This is a genomic window from Roseiarcus fermentans, assembly GCF_003315135.1.
Lineage (GTDB): Bacteria > Pseudomonadota > Alphaproteobacteria > Rhizobiales > Beijerinckiaceae > Roseiarcus > Roseiarcus fermentans.
In genome coordinates, this window is record NZ_QNRK01000009.1 from 75,321 (window position 1) to 93,783 (window position 18,463).

21 protein-coding genes and 1 pseudogene are annotated in these 18,463 nt (G+C 68.2%); 10 read left to right on the plus strand and 12 right to left on the minus strand.

Annotated elements, in window-relative coordinates; genetic code table 11:
- Nucleotides 1-186: 186 nt before the first annotated feature.
- A complete protein-coding gene (locus DFR50_RS09735; protein ID WP_113889012.1) occupies nucleotides 187-852 on the plus strand; it encodes a peroxiredoxin-like family protein in 666 nt (221 codons plus the stop codon).
- 73 nt (nucleotides 853-925) lie between these two features.
- A pseudogene (locus DFR50_RS09740) lies at nucleotides 926-1,069 on the plus strand (thioredoxin domain-containing protein); the annotation flags it as partial.
- Nucleotides 1,070-1,085: 16 nt separating this feature from the next.
- On the opposite strand, the gene DFR50_RS09745 reads toward DFR50_RS09740, so the two are convergent.
- Complete coding sequence (locus DFR50_RS09745) at nucleotides 1,086-2,372, minus strand: PucR family transcriptional regulator (RefSeq protein ID WP_113889013.1); 1,287 nt, start codon at nucleotides 2,370-2,372, stop codon at nucleotides 1,086-1,088.
- A gap of 117 nt (nucleotides 2,373-2,489) precedes the next feature.
- Here DFR50_RS09745 and DFR50_RS09750 point away from each other — a divergent pair, with 117 nt between their 5' ends.
- Nucleotides 2,490-2,804: a YciI family protein gene (locus tag DFR50_RS09750; protein WP_113889014.1), complete on the plus strand. Its 315-nt coding sequence runs from the start codon at nucleotides 2,490-2,492 to the stop codon at nucleotides 2,802-2,804.
- A 74-nt stretch (nucleotides 2,805-2,878) separates the two neighbouring features.
- Complete coding sequence (locus DFR50_RS09755) at nucleotides 2,879-3,271, plus strand: MAPEG family protein (RefSeq protein WP_113889015.1); 393 nt, start codon at nucleotides 2,879-2,881, stop codon at nucleotides 3,269-3,271.
- Between the two features lie 239 nt (nucleotides 3,272-3,510).
- On the opposite strand, the gene DFR50_RS09760 is transcribed toward DFR50_RS09755, so the two are convergent.
- Complete coding sequence (locus DFR50_RS09760) at nucleotides 3,511-4,389, minus strand: transglutaminase family protein (protein WP_113889016.1); 879 nt, start codon at nucleotides 4,387-4,389, stop codon at nucleotides 3,511-3,513.
- 316 nt (nucleotides 4,390-4,705) lie between these two features.
- Here DFR50_RS09760 and DFR50_RS09765 point away from each other — a divergent pair, with 316 nt between their 5' ends.
- The 5 genes from DFR50_RS09765 to DFR50_RS09785 all read left to right on the plus strand — a co-directional run bounded on the left by DFR50_RS09765 (nucleotide 4,706) and on the right by DFR50_RS09785 (nucleotide 9,395).
- Complete coding sequence (locus DFR50_RS09765) at nucleotides 4,706-5,689, plus strand: ABC transporter substrate-binding protein (protein ID WP_170153137.1); 984 nt, start codon at nucleotides 4,706-4,708, stop codon at nucleotides 5,687-5,689.
- 79 nt (nucleotides 5,690-5,768) lie between these two features.
- Nucleotides 5,769-6,926, plus strand: a complete 1,158-nt coding sequence (locus tag DFR50_RS09770; protein ID WP_113889018.1) for an ABC transporter permease — start codon at nucleotides 5,769-5,771, stop codon at nucleotides 6,924-6,926.
- Nucleotides 6,923-7,684, plus strand: coding sequence for an ATP-binding cassette domain-containing protein (locus DFR50_RS09775; protein WP_113889019.1), 762 nt, complete (start codon nucleotides 6,923-6,925; stop codon nucleotides 7,682-7,684). The genes DFR50_RS09770 and DFR50_RS09775 overlap by 4 nt, the downstream gene beginning before the upstream one ends.
- Nucleotides 7,685-7,862: 178 nt before the next feature.
- Nucleotides 7,863-8,930 (plus strand): DUF1254 domain-containing protein, encoded by a 1,068-nt coding sequence (locus tag DFR50_RS09780; protein ID WP_113889020.1) that lies wholly within the window; start codon nucleotides 7,863-7,865, stop codon nucleotides 8,928-8,930.
- 204 nt (nucleotides 8,931-9,134) lie between these two features.
- On the plus strand, nucleotides 9,135-9,395 hold the full coding sequence (locus tag DFR50_RS09785) for a hypothetical protein (protein ID WP_113889021.1): 261 nt from the start codon (nucleotides 9,135-9,137) through the stop codon (nucleotides 9,393-9,395).
- 51 nt (nucleotides 9,396-9,446) lie between these two features.
- Here DFR50_RS09785 and DFR50_RS09790 read toward each other — a convergent pair whose 3' ends face one another.
- The 6 genes from DFR50_RS09790 to DFR50_RS09815 form a co-directional block, all read right to left on the minus strand.
- Nucleotides 9,447-9,809, minus strand: a complete 363-nt coding sequence (locus DFR50_RS09790; protein WP_113889022.1) for a VOC family protein — start codon at nucleotides 9,807-9,809, stop codon at nucleotides 9,447-9,449.
- Between the two features lie 166 nt (nucleotides 9,810-9,975).
- Nucleotides 9,976-10,836, minus strand: a complete 861-nt coding sequence (locus tag DFR50_RS09795) for an alpha/beta fold hydrolase (protein WP_170153138.1) — start codon at nucleotides 10,834-10,836, stop codon at nucleotides 9,976-9,978.
- Between the two features lie 72 nt (nucleotides 10,837-10,908).
- Complete coding sequence (locus DFR50_RS09800; RefSeq protein ID WP_113889024.1) at nucleotides 10,909-11,622, minus strand: NAD-dependent deacylase; 714 nt, start codon at nucleotides 11,620-11,622, stop codon at nucleotides 10,909-10,911.
- A gap of 279 nt (nucleotides 11,623-11,901) precedes the next feature.
- Nucleotides 11,902-12,534 carry a class I SAM-dependent methyltransferase gene (locus DFR50_RS09805; RefSeq protein WP_113889025.1) on the minus strand — a complete coding sequence of 211 codons (633 nt, stop codon included), beginning with the start codon at nucleotides 12,532-12,534 and terminating at the stop codon, nucleotides 11,902-11,904.
- A 106-nt stretch (nucleotides 12,535-12,640) separates the two neighbouring features.
- Nucleotides 12,641-13,057 (minus strand): nuclear transport factor 2 family protein, encoded by a 417-nt coding sequence (locus DFR50_RS09810; RefSeq protein WP_113889026.1) that lies wholly within the window; start codon nucleotides 13,055-13,057, stop codon nucleotides 12,641-12,643.
- A 55-nt stretch (nucleotides 13,058-13,112) separates the two neighbouring features.
- On the minus strand, nucleotides 13,113-13,847 hold the full coding sequence (locus DFR50_RS09815) for an SDR family NAD(P)-dependent oxidoreductase (protein WP_113889027.1): 735 nt from the start codon (nucleotides 13,845-13,847) through the stop codon (nucleotides 13,113-13,115).
- A gap of 217 nt (nucleotides 13,848-14,064) precedes the next feature.
- Here DFR50_RS09815 and DFR50_RS09820 point away from each other — a divergent pair, with 217 nt between their 5' ends.
- Nucleotides 14,065-14,961: a LysR family transcriptional regulator gene (locus DFR50_RS09820; protein WP_113889028.1), complete on the plus strand. Its 897-nt coding sequence runs from the start codon at nucleotides 14,065-14,067 to the stop codon at nucleotides 14,959-14,961.
- Between the two features lie 194 nt (nucleotides 14,962-15,155).
- On the opposite strand, the gene DFR50_RS09825 is transcribed toward DFR50_RS09820, so the two are convergent.
- The 4 genes from DFR50_RS09825 to DFR50_RS09835 form a co-directional block, all read right to left on the minus strand.
- On the minus strand, nucleotides 15,156-15,974 hold the full coding sequence (locus tag DFR50_RS09825; RefSeq protein WP_113889029.1) for an RMD1 family protein: 819 nt from the start codon (nucleotides 15,972-15,974) through the stop codon (nucleotides 15,156-15,158).
- Between the two features lie 103 nt (nucleotides 15,975-16,077).
- The gene (locus DFR50_RS31325) at nucleotides 16,078-16,260 is read right to left on the minus strand and encodes a hypothetical protein (RefSeq protein WP_147262715.1); all 183 of its coding nucleotides are present in this window, start codon (nucleotides 16,258-16,260) and stop codon (nucleotides 16,078-16,080) included.
- 13 nt (nucleotides 16,261-16,273) lie between these two features.
- Entirely contained in the window at nucleotides 16,274-16,918 is a 645-nt protein-coding gene (bluB, locus tag DFR50_RS09830) for a 5,6-dimethylbenzimidazole synthase (RefSeq protein WP_113889030.1), read from the minus strand.
- Between the two features lie 78 nt (nucleotides 16,919-16,996).
- Nucleotides 16,997-18,451 (minus strand): FkbM family methyltransferase, encoded by a 1,455-nt coding sequence (locus tag DFR50_RS09835; RefSeq protein ID WP_113889031.1) that lies wholly within the window; start codon nucleotides 18,449-18,451, stop codon nucleotides 16,997-16,999.
- Nucleotides 18,452-18,463: the final 12 nt, after the last annotated feature.

The following is an 18,463-nucleotide window of genomic DNA, read 5'->3' on the forward strand; positions in this document are numbered from 1 at the left end:
GGTCGCGGCCGGCGCGCGAAAACGCGTCCGGAAGCGCCCCGCCCGGACAATCGTTCGTCGCGCCGACAGCCGGTCACTCATTTGCGGAACAAATAGAATTTATTCGCAAGGGTCGTCTAGCGGCGATGAGGCAAATGGATGAACGTCTCTGCGGCGGTCGGCTACCCGACCTCACGGGAGACTCTCATGTCGCTTCAGGACAAGCTCGACGCCTTCAAGGCGGATTTCGAAGGCAAAAAGGCGCCGCCCCATGTGGTCGCGGTCATGCACAAGGCCACCGCCGATCTCATCGCGTCGGGCCAGGCGGAGCGGGCGCTGAAGGCGGGCGCGAAGGCCCCCGAATTCGCATTGCCCGACGCTCATGGCGCAACAGTCCGGTCGGCCGACCTGCTCCAGAAGGGCCCGCTCGTTCTGACCTTTTATCGCGGGATCTGGTGCCCCTATTGCAACATGGACCTGCAGGCGATCGAAGCGGTGGCGAACGAGATTCGCGCCCTCGGCGCGTCGCTGGTTGCGATTTCGCCGCAGACGGCGCCGAGCCGGCGCAAGTCGGAGCGCGAGAACGGGCTCAGCTTCCCCATTCTCAGCGACCACGGCAACGCGCTCGCCAACCAGTTCGGTCTGCGCTTCCGCCTTCCCGACGACCTGATCGCCGTCTACAAGGGCTTCGGCAACGATCTCGCGATCGGCAACGGCGAGGACAGCTGGACGCTGCCGATGCCCGCTCGCTACGTCATCGCGACGGACGGGACGATCGCCTACGCCGAAGTCAACCCGGATTATACGCGCCGCCCGGACCCGAGCGAATTGGCGCCCGTTCTTCGGCGTCTCCGGGCGAACGCCGCAGCGTAACGGACCGAGCGCCTACTCGTCATGCCGGGCCGCGGACAAGGGCGCAGCCCGGCATGTCGACTGGAGCTCCTTCATGATCCGCTTCTCCTATCACCCGACTCCCAACCCCGCCAAGGTCGCCCTGTTTCTGGAGGAGGCGGGCCTCACCTATGAGGTCGCGCCCGTCGACACCGCGAAAGGCGAACAGCATGCGGCCGCCTTTCGCGCCATCAATCCGAACGGCAAGGTCCGCCTCAGACCCGGGCGCATTCGACGGCGAGCAAGAGCTCGACGAGATCGTGGTGGCGGCGACCGTCGAGGCCGGTCATGTCCTGGATGCGCAGCAACCGGGCGTAGACCGTGTTGGGATGCACCCCGAGCCGGCGTCCGGCGAGTTGTACGTTCAGGTCGGCGTCGGCGAGCGTCGTCAGCGTCTTGATCAGCGCGCCGCCGGCCCTGGCGTCCGCCGCGAGCAGCGCTTCGATCCAGACTGGCGCGGCCGAGCGCACGTATTCGCCGCCGGCGTGCACCAGCAGGCTGCGCACGGGGAGGGTCGAGAACAGGACGACGCGCCGGTCGGCGCTGGCGAAATCGAGCGCCGCGGAGGCTTCGCGCAACGCCTTCGGGATCGACGCGGTCGAGGGGCGGTCGGCGCTGACGCCGATCAGGACCGAAGGGCCGAGCTGCAGGAGAAGCGGGTTCAGGCGCTCTGCGAGGCTGGTCTGCGGCGCCGTCCAGCCCGATTGCCGGCGCAGCGCCGAAGCGACCGCAATGGCGCGGCCGTTTCGCAGGCCGGCGAGGAGCCGGATGTTGACCGAGGCGACGAGTTCGGCGAGGGCGGCCAGCAGCCTTTGCCCCCGTTCGGGACTCTCGAGCTCGCTGGCGATCGGCGTCCGCGCGGCGACCAGGCAATAGCTCTGGCGCTGGTCGAGATAGCCCGCCGCCTTCAGGAGCCGCGCGATCCGGCCGTCGGATTCGTCGTAGCCGCTCAGCAGGATGTTGAGAAGCTCGGCGCTGCGGTCGCCTTGGGCGGCCTCGATCAGGCGGGTGTGGGCGACGTATTCCGAGGCCATGACGGCGCTGATGACGTCGGTGTATTCGATCGCGAAATCGGCGATCGCGTCGACAGCCTCGCGGGCGCTGTGGGGATGAGCGCCGGCAGCGGCGTCGCGCAGCCAGCGCGACAGCACCCGGTGTCCGCAGCGGTAGGCGTGCAGCGAGACTTCCAGCGGAAAGCGCTGCTCGGCGCGCCGGCGCGCATGCGCGCGGACGAACGCGAAATCGTCCGGCGCCTCGCCTGCGAAGAGGCGAGTCACCTCCGCGACATGGTCTTTTGAATGCCCCTTGAGATCGGGGAGGATCTGCGGGTTGCGGCTGTCGGAGAAGCCGGCCACCTCGCCGAGCACGGCGTCGCGCAGGGCCGCTTCGACCGCCGCGGCGGAGCGGCGGAGCTTCGCGGCGACATCGGGGATGACGCTCAGCGCCGCGAGCCTTTCGAGGGTCTGGCGAAGGGCGCGGTTGGAGGGGGCGGCGTCGGTCATTTTGTGAAGTCTTCACAATGCCGGGCGGAGTTCAACCTCTGGAGTCGCCATGGGCCGATCTCGCGGCCGGTGCTACCCAGGCAACGGTCTCGTTTCCCTCGAGCCAGGAGACTTCAGATGGCCAAGTATCTTTTCGTCTATCACGGCGGCAAACAACCGACGAACCCCGCCGAGGCGCAGGAGGTGATGAACGCGTGGGGCGCCTGGTTCGGCGCGCTCGGCCCGGCCGTGATCGACGGCGGCAATCCCGTCGGCAAGTCCTACATGGTGAAATCCGACGGATCGCTGGTCAGCGATGGCGGGGCCAATCCGGCGAGCGGCTACAGCCTCATCGAGGCCGCGAGCGTCGAAGACGCCCACGCCAAGGCCAAGGGGTGCCCGCTGCTCAAGGCCGGCGGCACGATCGAAATCGCCCAGGCGATGGACATGTAAAAGGGGCGGCGACACCTCGTCGGACGTCGCCGCTGCGACGCCCGACATGGACGTCCGGGTCTTGGGAGAACGCCATGTCCGCCGAACTGCGCTATCTCGCCTACACCGCCTTTTTGACCGCAGCGTTGTGGATTCCTTACATCGTCTGCCAGGTCCAGACGAACGGCCTGTTGGCGCCCGCCAATTATGTCGACCCGAAGCCGCGCGACGTTCCGCTCTGGGGCGCGCGCGCCTACCGCGCGCACCTGAACGCAGTCGAGACGTTCGCGCCTTTCGCGGCGCTGGTCCTCATCGCCCATGTCGCCGGCAAGGAAAACGCGATGACGGCGTTCTGGACCCTCGCGTTCTTCTGGGTCCGCCTGATCCACGCGGTCGTGTACCTCGCGGGCTGGCCCTTCATCCGCACCCTCGCGTTCGTCCTGGGTTTCGTCGCCGTCTGCGGACTGTTCTGGGAAGTGATCGCGTAGGGCGGGACGGCGGCGCGCCAGGGTCACGCGTCCGGCGCGCGCCGAGCCAGCCCCGCCCTCCAGCCCTTCACATCGGGGTTACGGGTTACGGGGTTACGGTGGCGGGTTACGGCGGGTTACGGGGTAGGGTGAGACGGCCAAGCGCAGCGTAACTTCACAGCCCTGCCCCGTAGCCCACCGTCGCCGTCTGTCACCATACCATCGTCGGTCGCGCCGCCCGAACCGCGCCGCCGCACCCCTCACTTCCGTTGCGTGACCTCGACCGACACGTCCATGCCGAGTTCGTCGTCGCGGCTGCCGTAATAGGCGCCGGTCAGCGGCGCGGCCTGGGCGGGGACCCGCGCCACCGCGACGCGGATCAGGTCCCTGCCGCCGATCAGGCCGTTGGTCGGGTCGAACTCGAGCCAGCCGGCGCCGGGCAGGTACACCTGGACCCAGGCGTGCGTCGCGCCGCCGCCGAGTCGCGCCGGCCCGTCGTCGACGCCCGGGTCGTGGATGTAGCCGGAGACGAACCGGGCGGCGATCCCGAGCGCCCGGGCGGCCTCCATCATCAGCGCGGCGAAGTCGCGGCAACTGCCCTTGCGCCGGTCGAGCGTCAGCCACGGCGGCTGCACGCCCGCCTCCTCGCGCCGCTCGTAGGCGAAGCCCTCCTTGATCGCATAGGTCATCGTCATCAGGAGATGGCTGGTCCGGGTGGCCCCGCCAGCGGTGACGAACTGCGCCGCCCACCGGTCGAGATCGCCGCCCGGATCGCCCCAGAGGCGCTCGATCGAGCGCGAGACGTCGGGCAGTTCCTCGGGAAGATAGGCGAAGGGATAGGTCTGGGCGCGCGGATCGATCTCGCCGCCGGGCTGCTCGTCCTCCGTGCGCTCGACGGTGAAGCGGCTTTCGACGCTGAGCGACGTCGTCGACCCGGCGAAGGTGGCGAGCGCCACGCAATTGTCGAAGGCGTCGTAGAGCCAGCGGATGCGGGTCGGCCGCGGCTCGATCACCAGCGCCGATTCGACCAGCCGCTGGTCGTGACCGTCGCGCGGGCGCAGCATCATGCGGTGTTCGCACAGCTCCACCGGACGGGCGTAGCGGTAGCTCGTCAGGTGGCGGACGCTCAAGATGGTCATGTCGCGCTCACCGTCCGTTCCCCCTCCGCAAGGCGCCATCGTGGGACGGCGACGGCGCGGATTCAAGGCCGGCGGCCGCGCGGCGACCGGCGTCGACCGCATCGCCGACAACGCCGCTCGATGTCGGCTTGACATTCTCCCGTTCGCCGCCTCGATTGTCCCGGGCCTACCCGCGTTGATCCGCGTCAATGCGGCTGGCCGAATCAAGTGCACAAGCACGCCGGCCGGCGTGGCGACTTCGGCGCAGCATGCGTCGCGAGCCTTCGGAAACGGCCGGACAAGGGGAAGACGCTGGACGTCACGGGAGGTTCTCGGAATGCGCAAACTCGGGCTTTTCACCATGGCGGCGGGCGTTGCGCTCGCGCTCGCCGTCCAGGCCGCCGCGGCGGCCGACAAGATCAAGATCGGCTTTCTGCCGGGCGTGGTCGATCCGTTCTATCAGGTCATGCAGATCGGCGTGGAGAAGGCGGCCAAGGACCTCGGCGTCGAGGTGGTGACGCAGATCCCGCCGACCTGGGGGGTCGAAGCGCAGACGCCGCTGCTCGACGCGATGGTTGCGCGCGGCGACCTGAATTACATCATCACCGCGCCGGTCGACAAGGACCAGATGGTGGGGCCGCTCAAGACCGCCGTCGACCACGGCGTCAAGATCATCACCGTCGACACCTACCTCGGCGACGGCGACTACGTGAAGGGCCCCGTCAAGTTCCCGCTGAGCTACATCGGCTCCGACAACGTCCAGGGCGGGCGGATCGCCGCCGACGGCCTCGCCAAGGCGATCGGCGGCAAGGGCACGGTCTACATCAACTCCACCAACCCGAACGTCAGCTCGGTCGACGGCCGCGCCAAGGGGTTCAAGGAGGAGATGGCCGCCAAATACCCCGACATCAAGGTCGAAGGCCCCGACTACAACCTCGACGACGCCAACAAGGCGACGCAGCAGACCGCGGCGGCGCTGGCGCGCACGCCGAACCTGGCGGGCGTGTTCGGCACCAACGTGTTCAGCGCCCAGGGCGCGGGCACGGCGGTGGTCAACGCCGGCCTCGGCGGCGCGGTGCAGGTGGTCGCCTACGACGCCACCAAGCAGGCGATCGAGCTGATGGACCGGGGCGTCGTCAGCCTGGTGCTGGCGCAGAAGCCGTTCGACATGGGCTATCTGGCGGTCGCCTTCGCCGCGGCCGACGCCGCCGGCGTCACCAGCCTGCCGCCCCGCGTCGAGACCGGCTTCGCCATCATCGACAAGACCAACGTCAAGGACCCGGCCGTCGCCCGGTTCATCTATCAGGTCCCCGGCAAGTGATCGGCTGATCCGCCTCCCGGGGCGCGCGCCGCCGCGCCCCGGACCCCTCTTCGACAATCCGCAGCAGGGAGCCGCGCCTTTGAGCGAACGGGCCGTTCGGGCCGCACGCCGCGTCGACGTCGCCGCCGCGGGCGTGCTGACGCCGCTCCAGCGCGCAGGCCTTTTCCTGAGCCGCGTCTGGGCCTGGGCGTTCCTCGGGCTGATGGCGCTGTTTTTCGTCGCCGCGGTGCCGCTCAGCACCGGCGGCGCGGTCAATTTCCTCACCGTCCGCAACTCGCAGAACATTCTCGTCGCCATCGTGCCGGTGCTGCTGCTCGGGCTCGGGCAGACCTTCGTGATCATCGCCGCCGGCATCGACCTCTCGGTCGGCTGGGTGATGAGCCTGGCCTCGGTGCTGTCGGCGCTGGCGATCCGCGACTCGTACGACGCCGGCCTGCCCCTGTTCCCGGCGGTCGTGCTCGGCCTGCTGGCGGCGGTCGCGGGCGCGGCCTTCGTCGGCTTCGTCAACGGCGTGGTGATCGCCAAGCTGAAGGTGCCGGCCTTCATCGTCACGCTCGGGACCTCGTTCATCGTGCGCGGCGTCGCCTACCTGATGTCGGAGAACACCACGGTGATCGGCCTGCCCGCCGGCGTGCGCGCCTACGGCAACGACGCCCTCGTCTATCTCGTCGGCGGCCCCGGCGGCGGGATCTATTTTCTCGCCCGGCCCGAGCTCAGCGGCGCGATGCTGCGGCGCATGGACATCCTCCTCCCCTGGCCGGTGATCATGACCGCGGCCGTGGTCGCCTGGGCGATGTTCCTCCTGCACCGGACCCGCTTCGGCCGCCACACCTTCGCCATCGGCGGCAACATGGACGCGGCGATCCGCGCCGGCATTCCCGTCGACCGCCACATCGTCGCGCTCTACATGCTGTCGGCTGCGACCTCGGGGGTCGCTGGATTCCTGTCGACGCTGCGCTACACCGCGGGCTCGGCGGTGATCGGCGATCCGCTGCTGCTCTCCTCGATCGCGGCCGTCATCATCGGCGGGGTGTCGATGTCGGGCGGGTCGGGCGCGATCGTCGGCACGGTGATCGGCGCGCTGATCATCGCGGTGCTGACCACCGGCCTCGTCATGCTCAACGTCGACGCCTTCTGGCAGTTCATCGTGGTCGGGACGGTGGTGATCGTCGCGGTGCTGATCGACCAGTCGCGCGATCTGATCATGGGCCGGCCGAAGGGGGGCGTGCGGCGATGAGCGATCCGATCCTGTCGATCCGCGGCCTGACCAAGATCTTCGGCGGCCTCGTCGCCGTCGACGCGGTGAGCTTCGACGTCCGCCGCGGCGAGGTCGTCGGCCTCCTCGGCGACAACGGCGCGGGAAAATCGACCCTGATCAAGTGCGTCTCCGGCGTGCATCGCCCCGAGGAGGGCGAGATCCGCTTCGACGGCGAGCCGGCGCTGTTCGCCAGCCCGATGGACGCGCGCCGCGCCGGCATCGAGACGATCTACCAGGACCTCGCGCTCGCCAACAACCTCGACGTCGGCGCCAACATCTTTCTCGGCCGCGAGGCGCGCAGGCGGCGGCTCGGCGGGCTCATTCAGACGCTCGACGACAAGTTCATGCTCAGGGAGTCGCGCGAGACCCTGGATTCGCTGCAGATCCGCTTTCCCAGCCTCACCCAGCCGATCCAGACCCTTTCGGGCGGCCAACGGCAGGCTGTCGCGATCGCCCGCGCCGTCTACTGGGACGCCAAGCTGATGATCATGGACGAGCCGACCAACAACCTCGGCGTGCCCGAGCAGATGAAGGTGCTCGAACTGATCCGCACCCTCAGGGACCGCAATGTCCCGGTCATCCTGATCACCCATATCCTGCCCGACGCGTTCGCGGTCACCGACCGCGTGATCGTCATGCACCGCGGGCGCAAGGTCGCCGAAAAGGCGACGGCCTCGACGACGGCCGAGGAACTGGTGCAGTACATGGTGGGCGCGAGGGACGACGCGGCGGCGTGACCGTCGCGCCCGGGCGCCCGCCGAGCCCGTCATTGCGAGGAGCGAAGCGACGAAGCAATCTACACGCGCCGCTGATGGGCCTGCGGCGTCGATTGATTCGCCTGCGGCTCGCGCCGACGACGGTCCGCGAACCCGGCTTGGCGATTGCGCGCGGGGATTTCGAAGCACGATGGGACGGATGAGACACGCCTCGGTCATTCTCGCCGCCGCGCTCGCGGCGGCAGCGCCCGCGCTCGCGGCCCAGCCGGCGCCGGCCGTCCACGTCGCGCAGCCCAAGGCCCCGCCCCCGCCGCCGCCCGTCCCGGTGAACCCCGACACGTTCCCGCGCGCCGAATCCGATCTCAATTTCGCCGGCCTGGTGAAAGAAGGGGGTTTCGGAAAATTCATCCACCGCCGCGACCCGGTCGCGCTCGACCATCAGGGCGTCACGCGGATGAACCGCGACACGCTCTATTCGGCCGCGGTGTTCGATCTCGACGCAGGCCCCGTGACGATCACGCTGCCCGACCCGGGCCGGCGCTTTTTCTCGTTGCAGATCGTCGACGAGGACGCCGACACCACCGAAGTCGTCTATGCCCCGGGCCCGACCACGATCACCCGCGCGACGGTCGGATCGCGCTACGCGCTGGCGGCGGTGCGCATCTTCGTCGACGCCGGCGACCCGAAAGACCTCGACGCCGTCCGCGCCCTGCAGAACGCGATCACCGTCGCGCAGCCGGGCGGCCCGGGCGCCTTCGTCATTCCCAACTGGGACGCGGCCAGCCAGGTCGACGTGCGCAGCGGCCTGATGGTTCTCGCCGAAACCCTGCCGGACACGAAAGGCATGTTCGGCGCGCGCGGCGCGGGCGATCCGGTGCGGCGGCTGATCGGCGCCGGCGCCGCCTGGGGCGGGCTGCCGCAAGAGGACGCGCTGTTCGTCAACGTGGTTCCGGAGCGTAACGACGGCGCGACCATTCACCGCCTGACGCTGAAGGACGTACCGGCGGACGGGCCGTGGTCGGTCAGCGTGTACGATTCCTACGGGCGTTTTGCGCCAAACCCGCAGAAGGCCTACACTGTCAGCTCCGCCACCGCCGTCACCGCGCCCGACGGCGCGGTCGTCGTCCAGTTCGGCGGCTGCGACGGTCACGTCGCCAATTGCCTCCCGACCCCGCCGGACTGGAGCTACGTGGTCCGCCTGTACCGGCCGCGCGCCGCGATCCTCGCCGGGACCTGGAAGCTGCCCGAGGCCCAGCCGCTCCCGTAACCGCGCCGAGGTTTACGACCGCGCCCGGAATCGCATTTTTGGAAACCACCGTCGCATTGCGCGTGTGAACACCCGTCTGTCGTCGCAGTCCGCAAATGCGACGCGGGCGTCCCGGCTGTTTTCGCGGGGATTGGCGTGGCACGGCGGCTGCAAATCGGATCGCCGGGCGCGCGAGGCCGCGCCTCCATTGCGATCGAGGGAGCCATGCCCAATCTTCATCCTGCGCGCTACGTCGTGGAAAGCGTGCGTTGCGCCGTCGTGTCCAGCGACGACCGGTCATTCCTGCTCGGCTATTTCATCGAGCCGCGGCGTGAATGGACCTATCTGGCCAGCTTCGCCGACGAGGCGACCGCGCGTCGCGCCTTCGCCGTGTTCGACCGCTCCGTCGCCGACTTCAGGCGCGCGTGGCCGCTGACGGACGAGGCCGGCCGCCGCGCGCCGGAGGCCGCCTGGTCGGCCGTATAGGCGGTATGCGATCGTGGGGTCGGCCCGCGACGCGGGCGGCGCGTCGCCGCGTTACGTCGCGGACCCGGTGACCGCCTCGACATTGTGGCCGTCGGGATCGTAGACGAAAGCGGCGTAATAGCCGGGTCCGTATTCGGGGCGCAGGCCCGGCGCGCCGTTGTCACGTCCGCCAGCCTGGATCGCTGACTTGTGGAACGCGTCCACCGCGGCGCGGCTGTCCGCACGGAACGCGAAATGAATCGGGCTCGCAGCGAGCCCGAGCTGGCCGATCCAGATCCGGCCGGCGGAACTGCCGATGATCGCCCAACCCTCGCCTTCCGCAAGAACCGCCATGCCGAGCGGCGCGAGCGCCGCGACATAGAAGGCCTTGCTCCTGGCGACGTCGTCGACGTTGAAGCCGATGTGATCGAACATGGTCTTGCCCCCCTTTGCTCTGGTCTCCGGTCGGCGGCCGGGTCCCCGGCCCCGATGTCTGCGAGCCCAATTCTAGCTGCCGCCGGCGAGATGCGGAAGGCTGGACGGCGGCTTTATCCCGTTCGCGCCGGCCACGCTGCGTTTGCGGCGGTCCCCCGGGACAAGGCTACAGATGGTCCAGCAGCGCGTCGCGCACGATCTCGGGCGCGTCATGGATGATCCAGTGCGTCGCCTGCGGCAGGTGGCGGATGCGCGCGTTGGCGCACAGCGCCGCGCTGCGGTCGGCCAGTTGCGGATCACAATATACGTCGCGGTCGCCCCAGAGCACCAGCGTCGGCGGCTTGAGGCTCCGGGGCGGCGGCAGCGCCGGATCGTCCTCGAACAGGGCGCGATACCAGTTCAGCATGCCGGTGAGCGCGCCCGGCCTGCGCCACGCCTCGCGATAGAGGTCCAGCACCTCGGGCGGAAAGGCTTCGGGCCGCGCCGACTCGCGGAATGCGTGCGCGAGGCCCGCGTAATTGCCGAGCTTGAGACCCATCTCGGAGAGCCAGGGCATGCGCAGGATGCGCACATAGCGGTTCCGCGCGCGCTGCTCCGGATCCTCGCGCATCGCCTTCAGCCACACCGCGGGATGCGGCGCCTGGATCATCGTCGCGCTGGTGAGCCGCTTGGGATCGATCCCGGCCATGGTCCACGCGACCGCTGCGCCCCAGTCGTGCCCGACCACGTGAAACCGCTGGCGGCCGAGGGCGTCGGCGAGGGCGAACACGTCGGCGGCCGCGGCTGCGAGCCGATAGCGCGCCGCGCCCTCCGGCTTGCCCGACAGGTTGTATCCGCGTTGATCGGGAGCGACGACGCGGAACCCGCGCTCGGCGAGGGGCCGGAAATAGTCGCGCCACGCGAACCAGAACTCCGGGAAACCATGCAGCAGCACGACGAGCGGGCCGTCTCTCGGGCCCGCCGCCGCGCAGTGGATCATCACATCGTTGACGTCCGCGTAACTGAACTCGAGGGAGGACTCGGCCAATCGCTCGATCCCAAGGCTTGGTCCGGCTCGCATCAAGCGCCCCGCCGCCGGACGACGCCCCTCCCCTTTCGATCACGTCCGGAGCGTTTCCTCAACCCAGGCCGGCACAATCTCGGTCGCGGGACCATACAGCGCGTCATCGAACAGAAGGGCGTTGTCGGCCGCCTCGAGGTTGATCTCGCAGGTCGGCACGCCGAAGGCGCGCGCCTCGGCGACGAAGCCGGCCGCCGGATAGACCGCCCCGGACGTGCCGATCGCCACGAACAGGTCGGCGTCGCGCAGCGCCCGATCGATTTCGTGCAGGTGATGGGGGAACTCGCCGAACCAGACGATGTCGGGCCGGAGCGCGCCGACGCGGTCGCATCGGGGACAGGCGTCGCCGACGGTCAGGTCGTTCAGCCAGGCGTGCGCGGCCTCGCAACTCTGGCAGCGCGCCTTGAGAAGCTCGCCGTGCATGTGCACGACCTCTTTCGAGCCCGCGCGCTCGTGCAGGTCGTCGATGTTCTGGGTGACGAGCGTCAGCCGGTCGCCCTTCGCCGCCAGCTCGCGCTCGAGCCGCGCCAGCGCGACATGCGCCGGGTTGGGTCGGGCGGCGAGCAGGTTGCGCCGGCGGGCGTCATAGAAGGCGAGCACGGTTTGCGGGTCGCGGGCGAAGGCCTGCGGGGTGGCGAGCTTCATCGGATCGAACTTCGCCCAGATCCCTTCGCCCGCCTTGTCGCGAAAGGTCCCGAGCCCGCTCTCGGCGGAAACCCCGGCGCCGGTGAGGACGAAGATGTGTCTCGACATGGCGCGCTTACCTAATCGCTCGGAGGCGCCGTGACAATGGCGCGCGACGGTCGGGCGCGCCTCGATTCTCAGCGCGTGGCCGCGCCAGGGATTGAGGTGGGGATCAAGGTGGCGGTTTACCATGTCCCCTCTCCACGGTCGGCGCCCAATCCACGGTTGGAAGAGCAGACGAGTTCATCCAGAGCCGACTTCGTGGCGGCAAGCAGGCTTGCCCTCGATGTCTTCGATCGGCTTGTTTGCACCTGTTGGGAGGTCACGGGACGTCGGCGCCGGGACCTGTCAGGGCTTCACGAACCGATAGGCGCAGCGATCGGTCTCGCCTTTGATCGCGGGATCGAACACCTTGATCGCGTGCGGATCGTCCTTGTTCGCCAGCATGGCGCTTTCCGCGTCCAGTACGAAGCCGGCCGCCTCCACCTCCTCGCGAACGGATGCAGGCTCGATCCGATGCAGCGACTGGGCGTCGCTCGCGCCCGCCCCGACGGCGGCGGCGTGGTCTACGATGACGTAGGACCCCCCGGGCTTCAAAAGATCGTAGACGGCTCGATTGAAGCGGGCCGCCGTCGCGCCTCTGGCCTGGATCAGCGCGGTGTGGAGATCGTGGTAGAACAGATGCAGCCACAGGACATCCGCGGGTTGCGCGGCCTCCCCAATCGCCACGAGGTCCGCCGAGACGGCTGCGACGTTCTCTCGGCCCGGCTCCTTGGCAAGCGTCCGCATGCGGCCGACCGGATCGTTTTTGAAGTGGGCGACTTCGGCCGGCACGAAGCTGGTGACCCGTCCTTCGGGTCCCACGACGTCGGAGAAAAGACGGGTCCAGTCGCCGTCGCCCGGATAAACGTCGATGACGGCGGAGCCCGCCTCGACGCGTGCGAACCGGATCAACTCGGACAGCTTGGATTGGTCGTACATCGGGATCTCCTTTAGGGTTACGCATTTAACGAGCGCGCAGCGTGCGAGGGGCGGTCTACGGCTGAACTACCGTCGACCCCGATCCGATCGCCGCAGATGGCCAAAGCTACCTCGGCCCGGAGGCGTCCATCTGCGACGCCCGCGCCAGCGCCTGCGTGTCGATGTATTCCCGGATCTTCGTCAGCTTGCCGTTTCGAACGGTGATGGCGAAGACCCAGTCGTCCCTGAACGTCCGATTCGTGGCTTTGATTTTCCCGGTCGCGACGCCCACGACCAGAACCCGGTCTCCCTGCGCCACGAATTCGGGGGGCTCTGGGAAGGTCGTCTCCACCTCTTCGGACGCTTTGCGAAGCACATCCGCCACCCCGTTGCGCCCGCGGTGCGTTCCGGCCAGCGGCCAGTCCTCGCCCGGAATGATCCACTCGATGTCCTCGGCAACCAGCGCCAATAGACCCTCCTTGTCGCCGCGGCCGATCGCCGCGAAGAAGTCCCTCACGGTTTGGACATTGTCTTGAGCGCTCATCGAAATGTCTCCGTTTTCCGTGCGTCGTATCGTGTCCGATCCAATCGGCGCGAATTCAGATGGCCGAAAAGCCGCCGTCGACAGACAACTCCACCCCATTCACGAAGCTCGAGTCGTCTGAAGCCAGAAACAGCGCAACCGCCGCGATTTCCTCGGGACGACCCATCTTCCCCCGCGGGATCAGGGATTCGAACATCTGCTTCGCCTCCGCGGTGAGAACTTGGTCCTGCATCGGCGTGGCGATCGGCCCCGGGCTCAGCACGTTCACCCGGATATTTCTGCCCTTCAGTTCGTTGAGCCAAGTGCGTGCGAATGAGCGCAATGCCGCCTTGCTCGCCGCATACACGCCGTAACCCGGAAAACCTTTCACCGAAGCAACGGACCCGGTCATGAAGATCGATCCGCCATCGTTGAAAAGCGGCAAGGCCTTCTGAACCGTGAACAGCGTGCCGCGCGTATTCAGGCCGAAAGTCGCGTCGAAATGCTGCTCGGTAATCTCGCCGAGTGGGACGGCTTCGCCCATGCCGGCGCTCGCATACAGGACGTCGAGGCTGCCCTTTTCCCGCTTGACCGTGTCGAACAGACGATCGATGTCGTCGAGATTGGCCGCGTCGCCGCGCACGCCGGTCACGTTCCGGCCAATCAGCTTGACGGCCTCGTCGAGCGCCTCCTGCCTTCGGCCCGTGATGAAAACATAGGCTCCTTCTTCAACGAAGAGCTTGGCGCTCGCCAGCGCCATGCCGCTCGTTCCACCCGTGATGATTGCGACCTTACCGTCTAGCTTTCCCATGACTTCTCCTTTGAGGCTCCGTTCTGGTTGTCCGAGGAGGCCTCCGAGAACTTGCAGATAGTTCGCCGGCGTCTGGCCTTGAGTGCGGAAGCGCGCACATCGGTGGTGCGAAAACGATCCGGATGGACGAGCGACCGCCCCGTCGATCGCGCGCGCTGCGGCTCGGCGCGTTCGAAACGGGCTTTGGAAAGCGCGCCGTTCGGCGCAAGATTGCACCATGGTCGATTGGGATGACGTTCGCTACTTTCTCGCCGCCGCGCGCGAAGGCTCAGTGCGGGCCGCCGCCAAGCGCCTCGGCGTGAACCACGCGACCGTGCTGCGACGGATCGCTCAGCTCGAGGAGCGCCTCGGGGCGCAGATGTTCGAGAAGCTGCCTTCGGGCTACCGCCTGACGGCTGCGGGGGAGGAGGTCCTCGAGTTTGCGCACCAGATGGAGGCGTCGTCGCATCTGCTGGAGACGCGCGTCTTCGGTCGCGACGAGAGCGTGCGCGGGCTTCTGCGGGTGACGCTGGCGCCGCCCTTGGCGGCACACCTGCTCATGCCCGACTTCGCCGATTTCGCCCGTCTGCATCCGGACATCGAGATGGACATCTTGTCGTCCGGCGAGCTGGCGAATCTGACCAACCGAGAGGCCGACGTCGCGATCCGCGTCGTCTACGACCGCAAAACCCTGCCGCCCAATCTTCACGGCCTGAAGGGACCGGAGGTGTTCGGCGGCGTCTATATCGCCCGCGATCGACTAGCCGCCTGGCGCGCGGGCGCGCCCGATCCCATTCGGTGGATCGTCATCAGTAGTCATGGCATTCCGGATTGGGCCAGCGCGGGCGAGGTCGGCGCCGCGGGGGTTCCGTTCAGGACCACGGACGCGGAGGCGCAGATCGTCGCTGTACGGCAAGGGCTCGGGATGACGACGCTGCCGTGCTTCGTCGGCGACGCCGACCCCCTGCTGGCGCGGGTCCCGGGCGCCGACCTGCACATGTACGGAACGCTCTGGCTGCTCACACAGGGGGAGACACGCAAGACGAAGCGCGTGCGGCTCTTCACGGAGTTCGTATCGCGCAGGCTCGCCGCGTACGCTCCGCTTCTCGCGGGCCTGTCCATATCGCGCGACTGACGCCCGGCAGGTCGCCGGCGACGCTTGCCGCAATCCGGTCGGACGCCGATTGCCTGTTCCCCATCCCGCCGTACGGCCCTATCGGGATAGCCGCGCGGCTCTCTCGTCGGGACACGCGATAACGCGCAATCGACGACAACGGAAGACGGGCAAGGTAAGCTGGCGCCGAAACCGAAGCCTCCGGGCCCTCGACCTCAGTGGCCGACCGTCGCGAGCCAGATCTGGACCATCGCGGCGATCAATTCGGCCAGAATCAGCACGATGACCGCCCATTCGAGCCGGGTCGAGCGGTCGGCGTCGATGATGTCGGTGAGGGCGTGCGCGGTCTCGACGATCACGTCGAGCTTGCGCTTGAGCACGCCCGCCCGCTCGGAAAGCTCGTATTCATCCTCGAGGCGGGCGTAGAGGCGCTCGAGATCCGGGCGGTCCCACAGCACGTCGGGCTTCTCCTCGACCGCGACCCGGCCCGACACCCGGTGCTGGACGAGCAGCGCCTGCCCGATCAGCCGCAGCATGTCGCGGCGGCGGAACGGCGTCGAGCCGGTGGCGGCGAGCTTGGCCGCGAACGGCTCGATCACGTCGAACACCTTGTTGACCTCGCGCTCGTCGCGCGCCAACGCCACCGACTTCGCCAGCGCGTCCGCCACCACGAGGAAGCGCTGCGGCGACAGGTCCTTGACCTGGATCGGGCCGCCGGACGACTTCTGCTCGTCGCCGACCGGGGAAATCTCCAGGACAGCCGTCTCGTCGTCGCCCTTGGCCCGTTCGCCGCTCACCCGCGAGCGGAGTCTCGCCAGCGTGTCCTCCTCCTCGAGCGGCGTCAGGCCGACCAGCACCGCCACGCCGAAACGAAAGAGGGCCACCAGGCCGTACGGCCCGACGCGGAAGGCGAGCGGCAGCAGCGCGATCGTGTCCGGGCGCTCGAGCCCCGCGGTGTCGATGCGGTCGCCCACGATCAGGGCTCGGGCCGTCAGGCGCGTCGGCGCCTCGACCAACGGGATCACGTCGCTCATGCCGTCTCCCTACCCCCGCCGGCCGCGCACGCCAAGCGCCGGCGGCGTCGCAGTTCGAGAGCGCCCCGACGGGCGTCGACGATCCGGCCGACTGCGGCGAGCCTCACTGCGTCAGCCAGAGGATCGAAGACGCCCCATCGGGGCCCTCGCGGGTGTCATCCTCGATGAACAGCTTGACGCCCAGATCCCGCGCCCGCGCGATCGTCGCTTCGCGAATCGCGCTCCCCATTCGCAGATTGACGCGAGCGCCTGGACGCCGGTTCGGTTGAGCGCCGTCGTGCGCCATGGCGGCGGCCGCCTCACCGCCTCAGAACCGGGTGCGCGGTCCGCGCCTGCCAGCCGAGCCGTTCCAGTTCCGGCGTGCGGTCCTCCTGCTCGGGCCGGCCGACGCACAGGTAGCCGACGAAGCTCCATTCCGCGGGGACGTCGAGCGCCTCGGCGAGCGGCCCCGGATCGAGGATCGACACCCAGCCGACGCCGAGCCCCCAGGCGCGGGCGGCGAGCCAGAAGGTGTAGAGCGCGCACACCGCCGAGTAGCGCCGGGTTTCGGGCATGGTGCGCGCGCCGAGGCCGTGGCCCTGCCCGGTCGCCTCGTCGCAGAACACCGCCACCTGCACCGGCGCCTCGACGAGGCCGGCGAGCTTCAGCCCGGCGTAGAGTTTTGCGCGCTCGCCGGCGTAAGCTGCGAGCGCCTCGCGGTTGGCGGCCTCGAAATTCGCCCGCACCGCGGCGCGGCGGGCCGCGTCGTCGACCCGCACGAAGCGCGTCGGCTGGCAATTGCCGACCGACGGCGCGAGGTCGGCGAGGCGGAACAGCAGGTCGAGCGTCTCCTCGGGCACCGGGTCGCTGCGGAACCGCCGCACGTCGCGCCGCCAGGCGAGCAGATCCGCGAACTCCGCCCGGAAGACGGCGTCGAACTGGCGTTCCGTCGCTCCGTCGCGCATCGAGCCTCCCCTTGCCGTCCGCCGGGCGCGATCGCGCCCGGACCGGCGGCGCGTAAAGCGGCGAGATCGCCGCACCTTTTACCCCCGCCGGATCAACGCGATCCGGCGCAGCGCGATCGAGGCGGGCCCGTTGCGGGCGCGCCCGACGCATTCGAACTGGCTCAGGTCCTGGTCGACGCGAAAGAACCCGCGATTGTTGGCGATGTTGCAGTCGGCGACGGGGTGACCCTTCCTTTCGGTGATGATGATCCTGATGTCCCCGGTGATCTCCGCGTCCAGAACGATCTCGTAAAGACCCGCCCTGAGCGGCCAGTAGGGCCCGTAGAAAAGCAGATCCCCTCGATCTGCGGAACTGTCCAGCCGCCCCTCGGCGGCCGGGCGCGACGGGGAAAACAACGCCTCCGGCCAGATCGCAATGCGATCCCGCTCCAGCGACTCGAACGCCCGTTCTTTCGACGCCAGGATGTAGCCGCGAAACGACGAAAACGCCTCGAATTCGCTGACCTCCTCGAGAACGGACCTCGCGTTGATCGTATAGACCGACAACCCGCATTCGGTCAGCTTGCGCCACAACTTGGCCGTGTATTCCTGACGGACGTCCAGCTTTTCTATGATCATCTTGATCGCGTCGGAGCGGCCGATGATCCCCTTCATGCCCTCGATGGCTTCGGCCTCCTTGCCCTCGACGTCGATCTTGACGAGGTCGCAGGTAAAGTCGGCGGGCATGACGTCGTCCAGCCGCTTCACCGCGACCTTGACGACCCTGAGCGCGGTTCCGTCGGGATCGAAATCGCGAATGTCCTGCCGATCGGTCAGCAGCGTGGCGCCGCCCGAGACGCCGACCGGAATCGCAAGACCGAGCGTCCCCTCGGTCTCGCCGAGCGCGATCGGAAACGCCGTAACCCGCTCGGCGAACCCGTTGATCGCCAGCGAACGCTTGAGCAATTCGAAGATCTCGGGATTGGGCTCGAACGTGTAGATCTTGGCCGCCGTCCTTTCCGTGTATGCGCCCACGATCACGCTGAACACGCCGAGATTGGCGCCGATGTCGACGAACACCGAATCCGGCTTCAGAAAGCTGAGCAGGACAGCAATATTGTCCGGCTCGTAGTTTCCGCCGATGATGACGTTGGCGGCGACGCCGGTGTCGTTGCAATTGACGTATAAGGGAATGTCTCCGATCAGGTAGCTCAGGGCGACGCCGTCGCCGAGATAGGTCGTGAAATTCGTCCTGATGAAATCCAGAGAGGAAACAATCCGGTTCAGCTTGTTCTCGAGATTGATGTGCGCCGCGTCGATACTCCGACCGATGTGATTATCGGTTATGTTGCGCGACAGGCGCACCAGGCTCGACACCAGGCCCTGGCTGTCGCCATCCAGGCGCCTCAACATGGCATTGGTGACGGAGAGTTCCGCCCTCATGCTTTCGTTCTCCTTGTTGATCAGGAGAAACATGGTCTGTATTCGCCGGAGCACGATGATCAACAGGCAAAGCACAGCCACCAACGCGACGACGCCGACAAGATCATACATTCAGAAACTCTC

Coding starts and splice junctions, on each gene's coding strand:
- DFR50_RS09735 (WP_113889012.1), top strand. CDS start 187: ATGTCGCTTCAGGACAAGCTCGACGCCTTCAAGGCGGATTTCGAAGGC.
- DFR50_RS09785 (WP_113889021.1), top strand. CDS start 9,135: ATGCCCAATCTTCATCCTGCGCGCTACGTCGTGGAAAGCGTGCGTTGC.
- DFR50_RS09760 (WP_113889016.1), bottom strand. CDS start 4,389: ATGACCATCTTGAGCGTCCGCCACCTGACGAGCTACCGCTACGCCCGT.
- DFR50_RS09820 (WP_113889028.1), top strand. CDS start 14,065: ATGGTCGATTGGGATGACGTTCGCTACTTTCTCGCCGCCGCGCGCGAA.
- DFR50_RS09755 (WP_113889015.1), top strand. CDS start 2,879: ATGTCCGCCGAACTGCGCTATCTCGCCTACACCGCCTTTTTGACCGCA.
- DFR50_RS09835 (WP_113889031.1), bottom strand. CDS start 18,451: ATGTATGATCTTGTCGGCGTCGTCGCGTTGGTGGCTGTGCTTTGCCTG.
- DFR50_RS09750 (WP_113889014.1), top strand. CDS start 2,490: ATGGCCAAGTATCTTTTCGTCTATCACGGCGGCAAACAACCGACGAAC.
- DFR50_RS09825 (WP_113889029.1), bottom strand. CDS start 15,974: ATGAGCGACGTGATCCCGTTGGTCGAGGCGCCGACGCGCCTGACGGCC.
- DFR50_RS09775 (WP_113889019.1), top strand. CDS start 6,923: ATGAGCGATCCGATCCTGTCGATCCGCGGCCTGACCAAGATCTTCGGC.
- DFR50_RS09780 (WP_113889020.1), top strand. CDS start 7,863: ATGAGACACGCCTCGGTCATTCTCGCCGCCGCGCTCGCGGCGGCAGCG.
- DFR50_RS09810 (WP_113889026.1), bottom strand. CDS start 13,057: ATGAGCGCTCAAGACAATGTCCAAACCGTGAGGGACTTCTTCGCGGCG.
- DFR50_RS09805 (WP_113889025.1), bottom strand. CDS start 12,534: ATGTACGACCAATCCAAGCTGTCCGAGTTGATCCGGTTCGCACGCGTC.
- DFR50_RS09790 (WP_113889022.1), bottom strand. CDS start 9,809: ATGTTCGATCACATCGGCTTCAACGTCGACGACGTCGCCAGGAGCAAG.
- DFR50_RS09800 (WP_113889024.1), bottom strand. CDS start 11,622: ATGTCGAGACACATCTTCGTCCTCACCGGCGCCGGGGTTTCCGCCGAG.
- DFR50_RS09765 (WP_170153137.1), top strand. CDS start 4,706: ATGCGCAAACTCGGGCTTTTCACCATGGCGGCGGGCGTTGCGCTCGCG.
- bluB (WP_113889030.1), bottom strand. CDS start 16,918: ATGCGCGACGGAGCGACGGAACGCCAGTTCGACGCCGTCTTCCGGGCG.
- DFR50_RS09815 (WP_113889027.1), bottom strand. CDS start 13,847: ATGGGAAAGCTAGACGGTAAGGTCGCAATCATCACGGGTGGAACGAGC.
- DFR50_RS31325 (WP_147262715.1), bottom strand. CDS start 16,260: ATGGCGCACGACGGCGCTCAACCGAACCGGCGTCCAGGCGCTCGCGTC.
- DFR50_RS09745 (WP_113889013.1), bottom strand. CDS start 2,372: ATGACCGACGCCGCCCCCTCCAACCGCGCCCTTCGCCAGACCCTCGAA.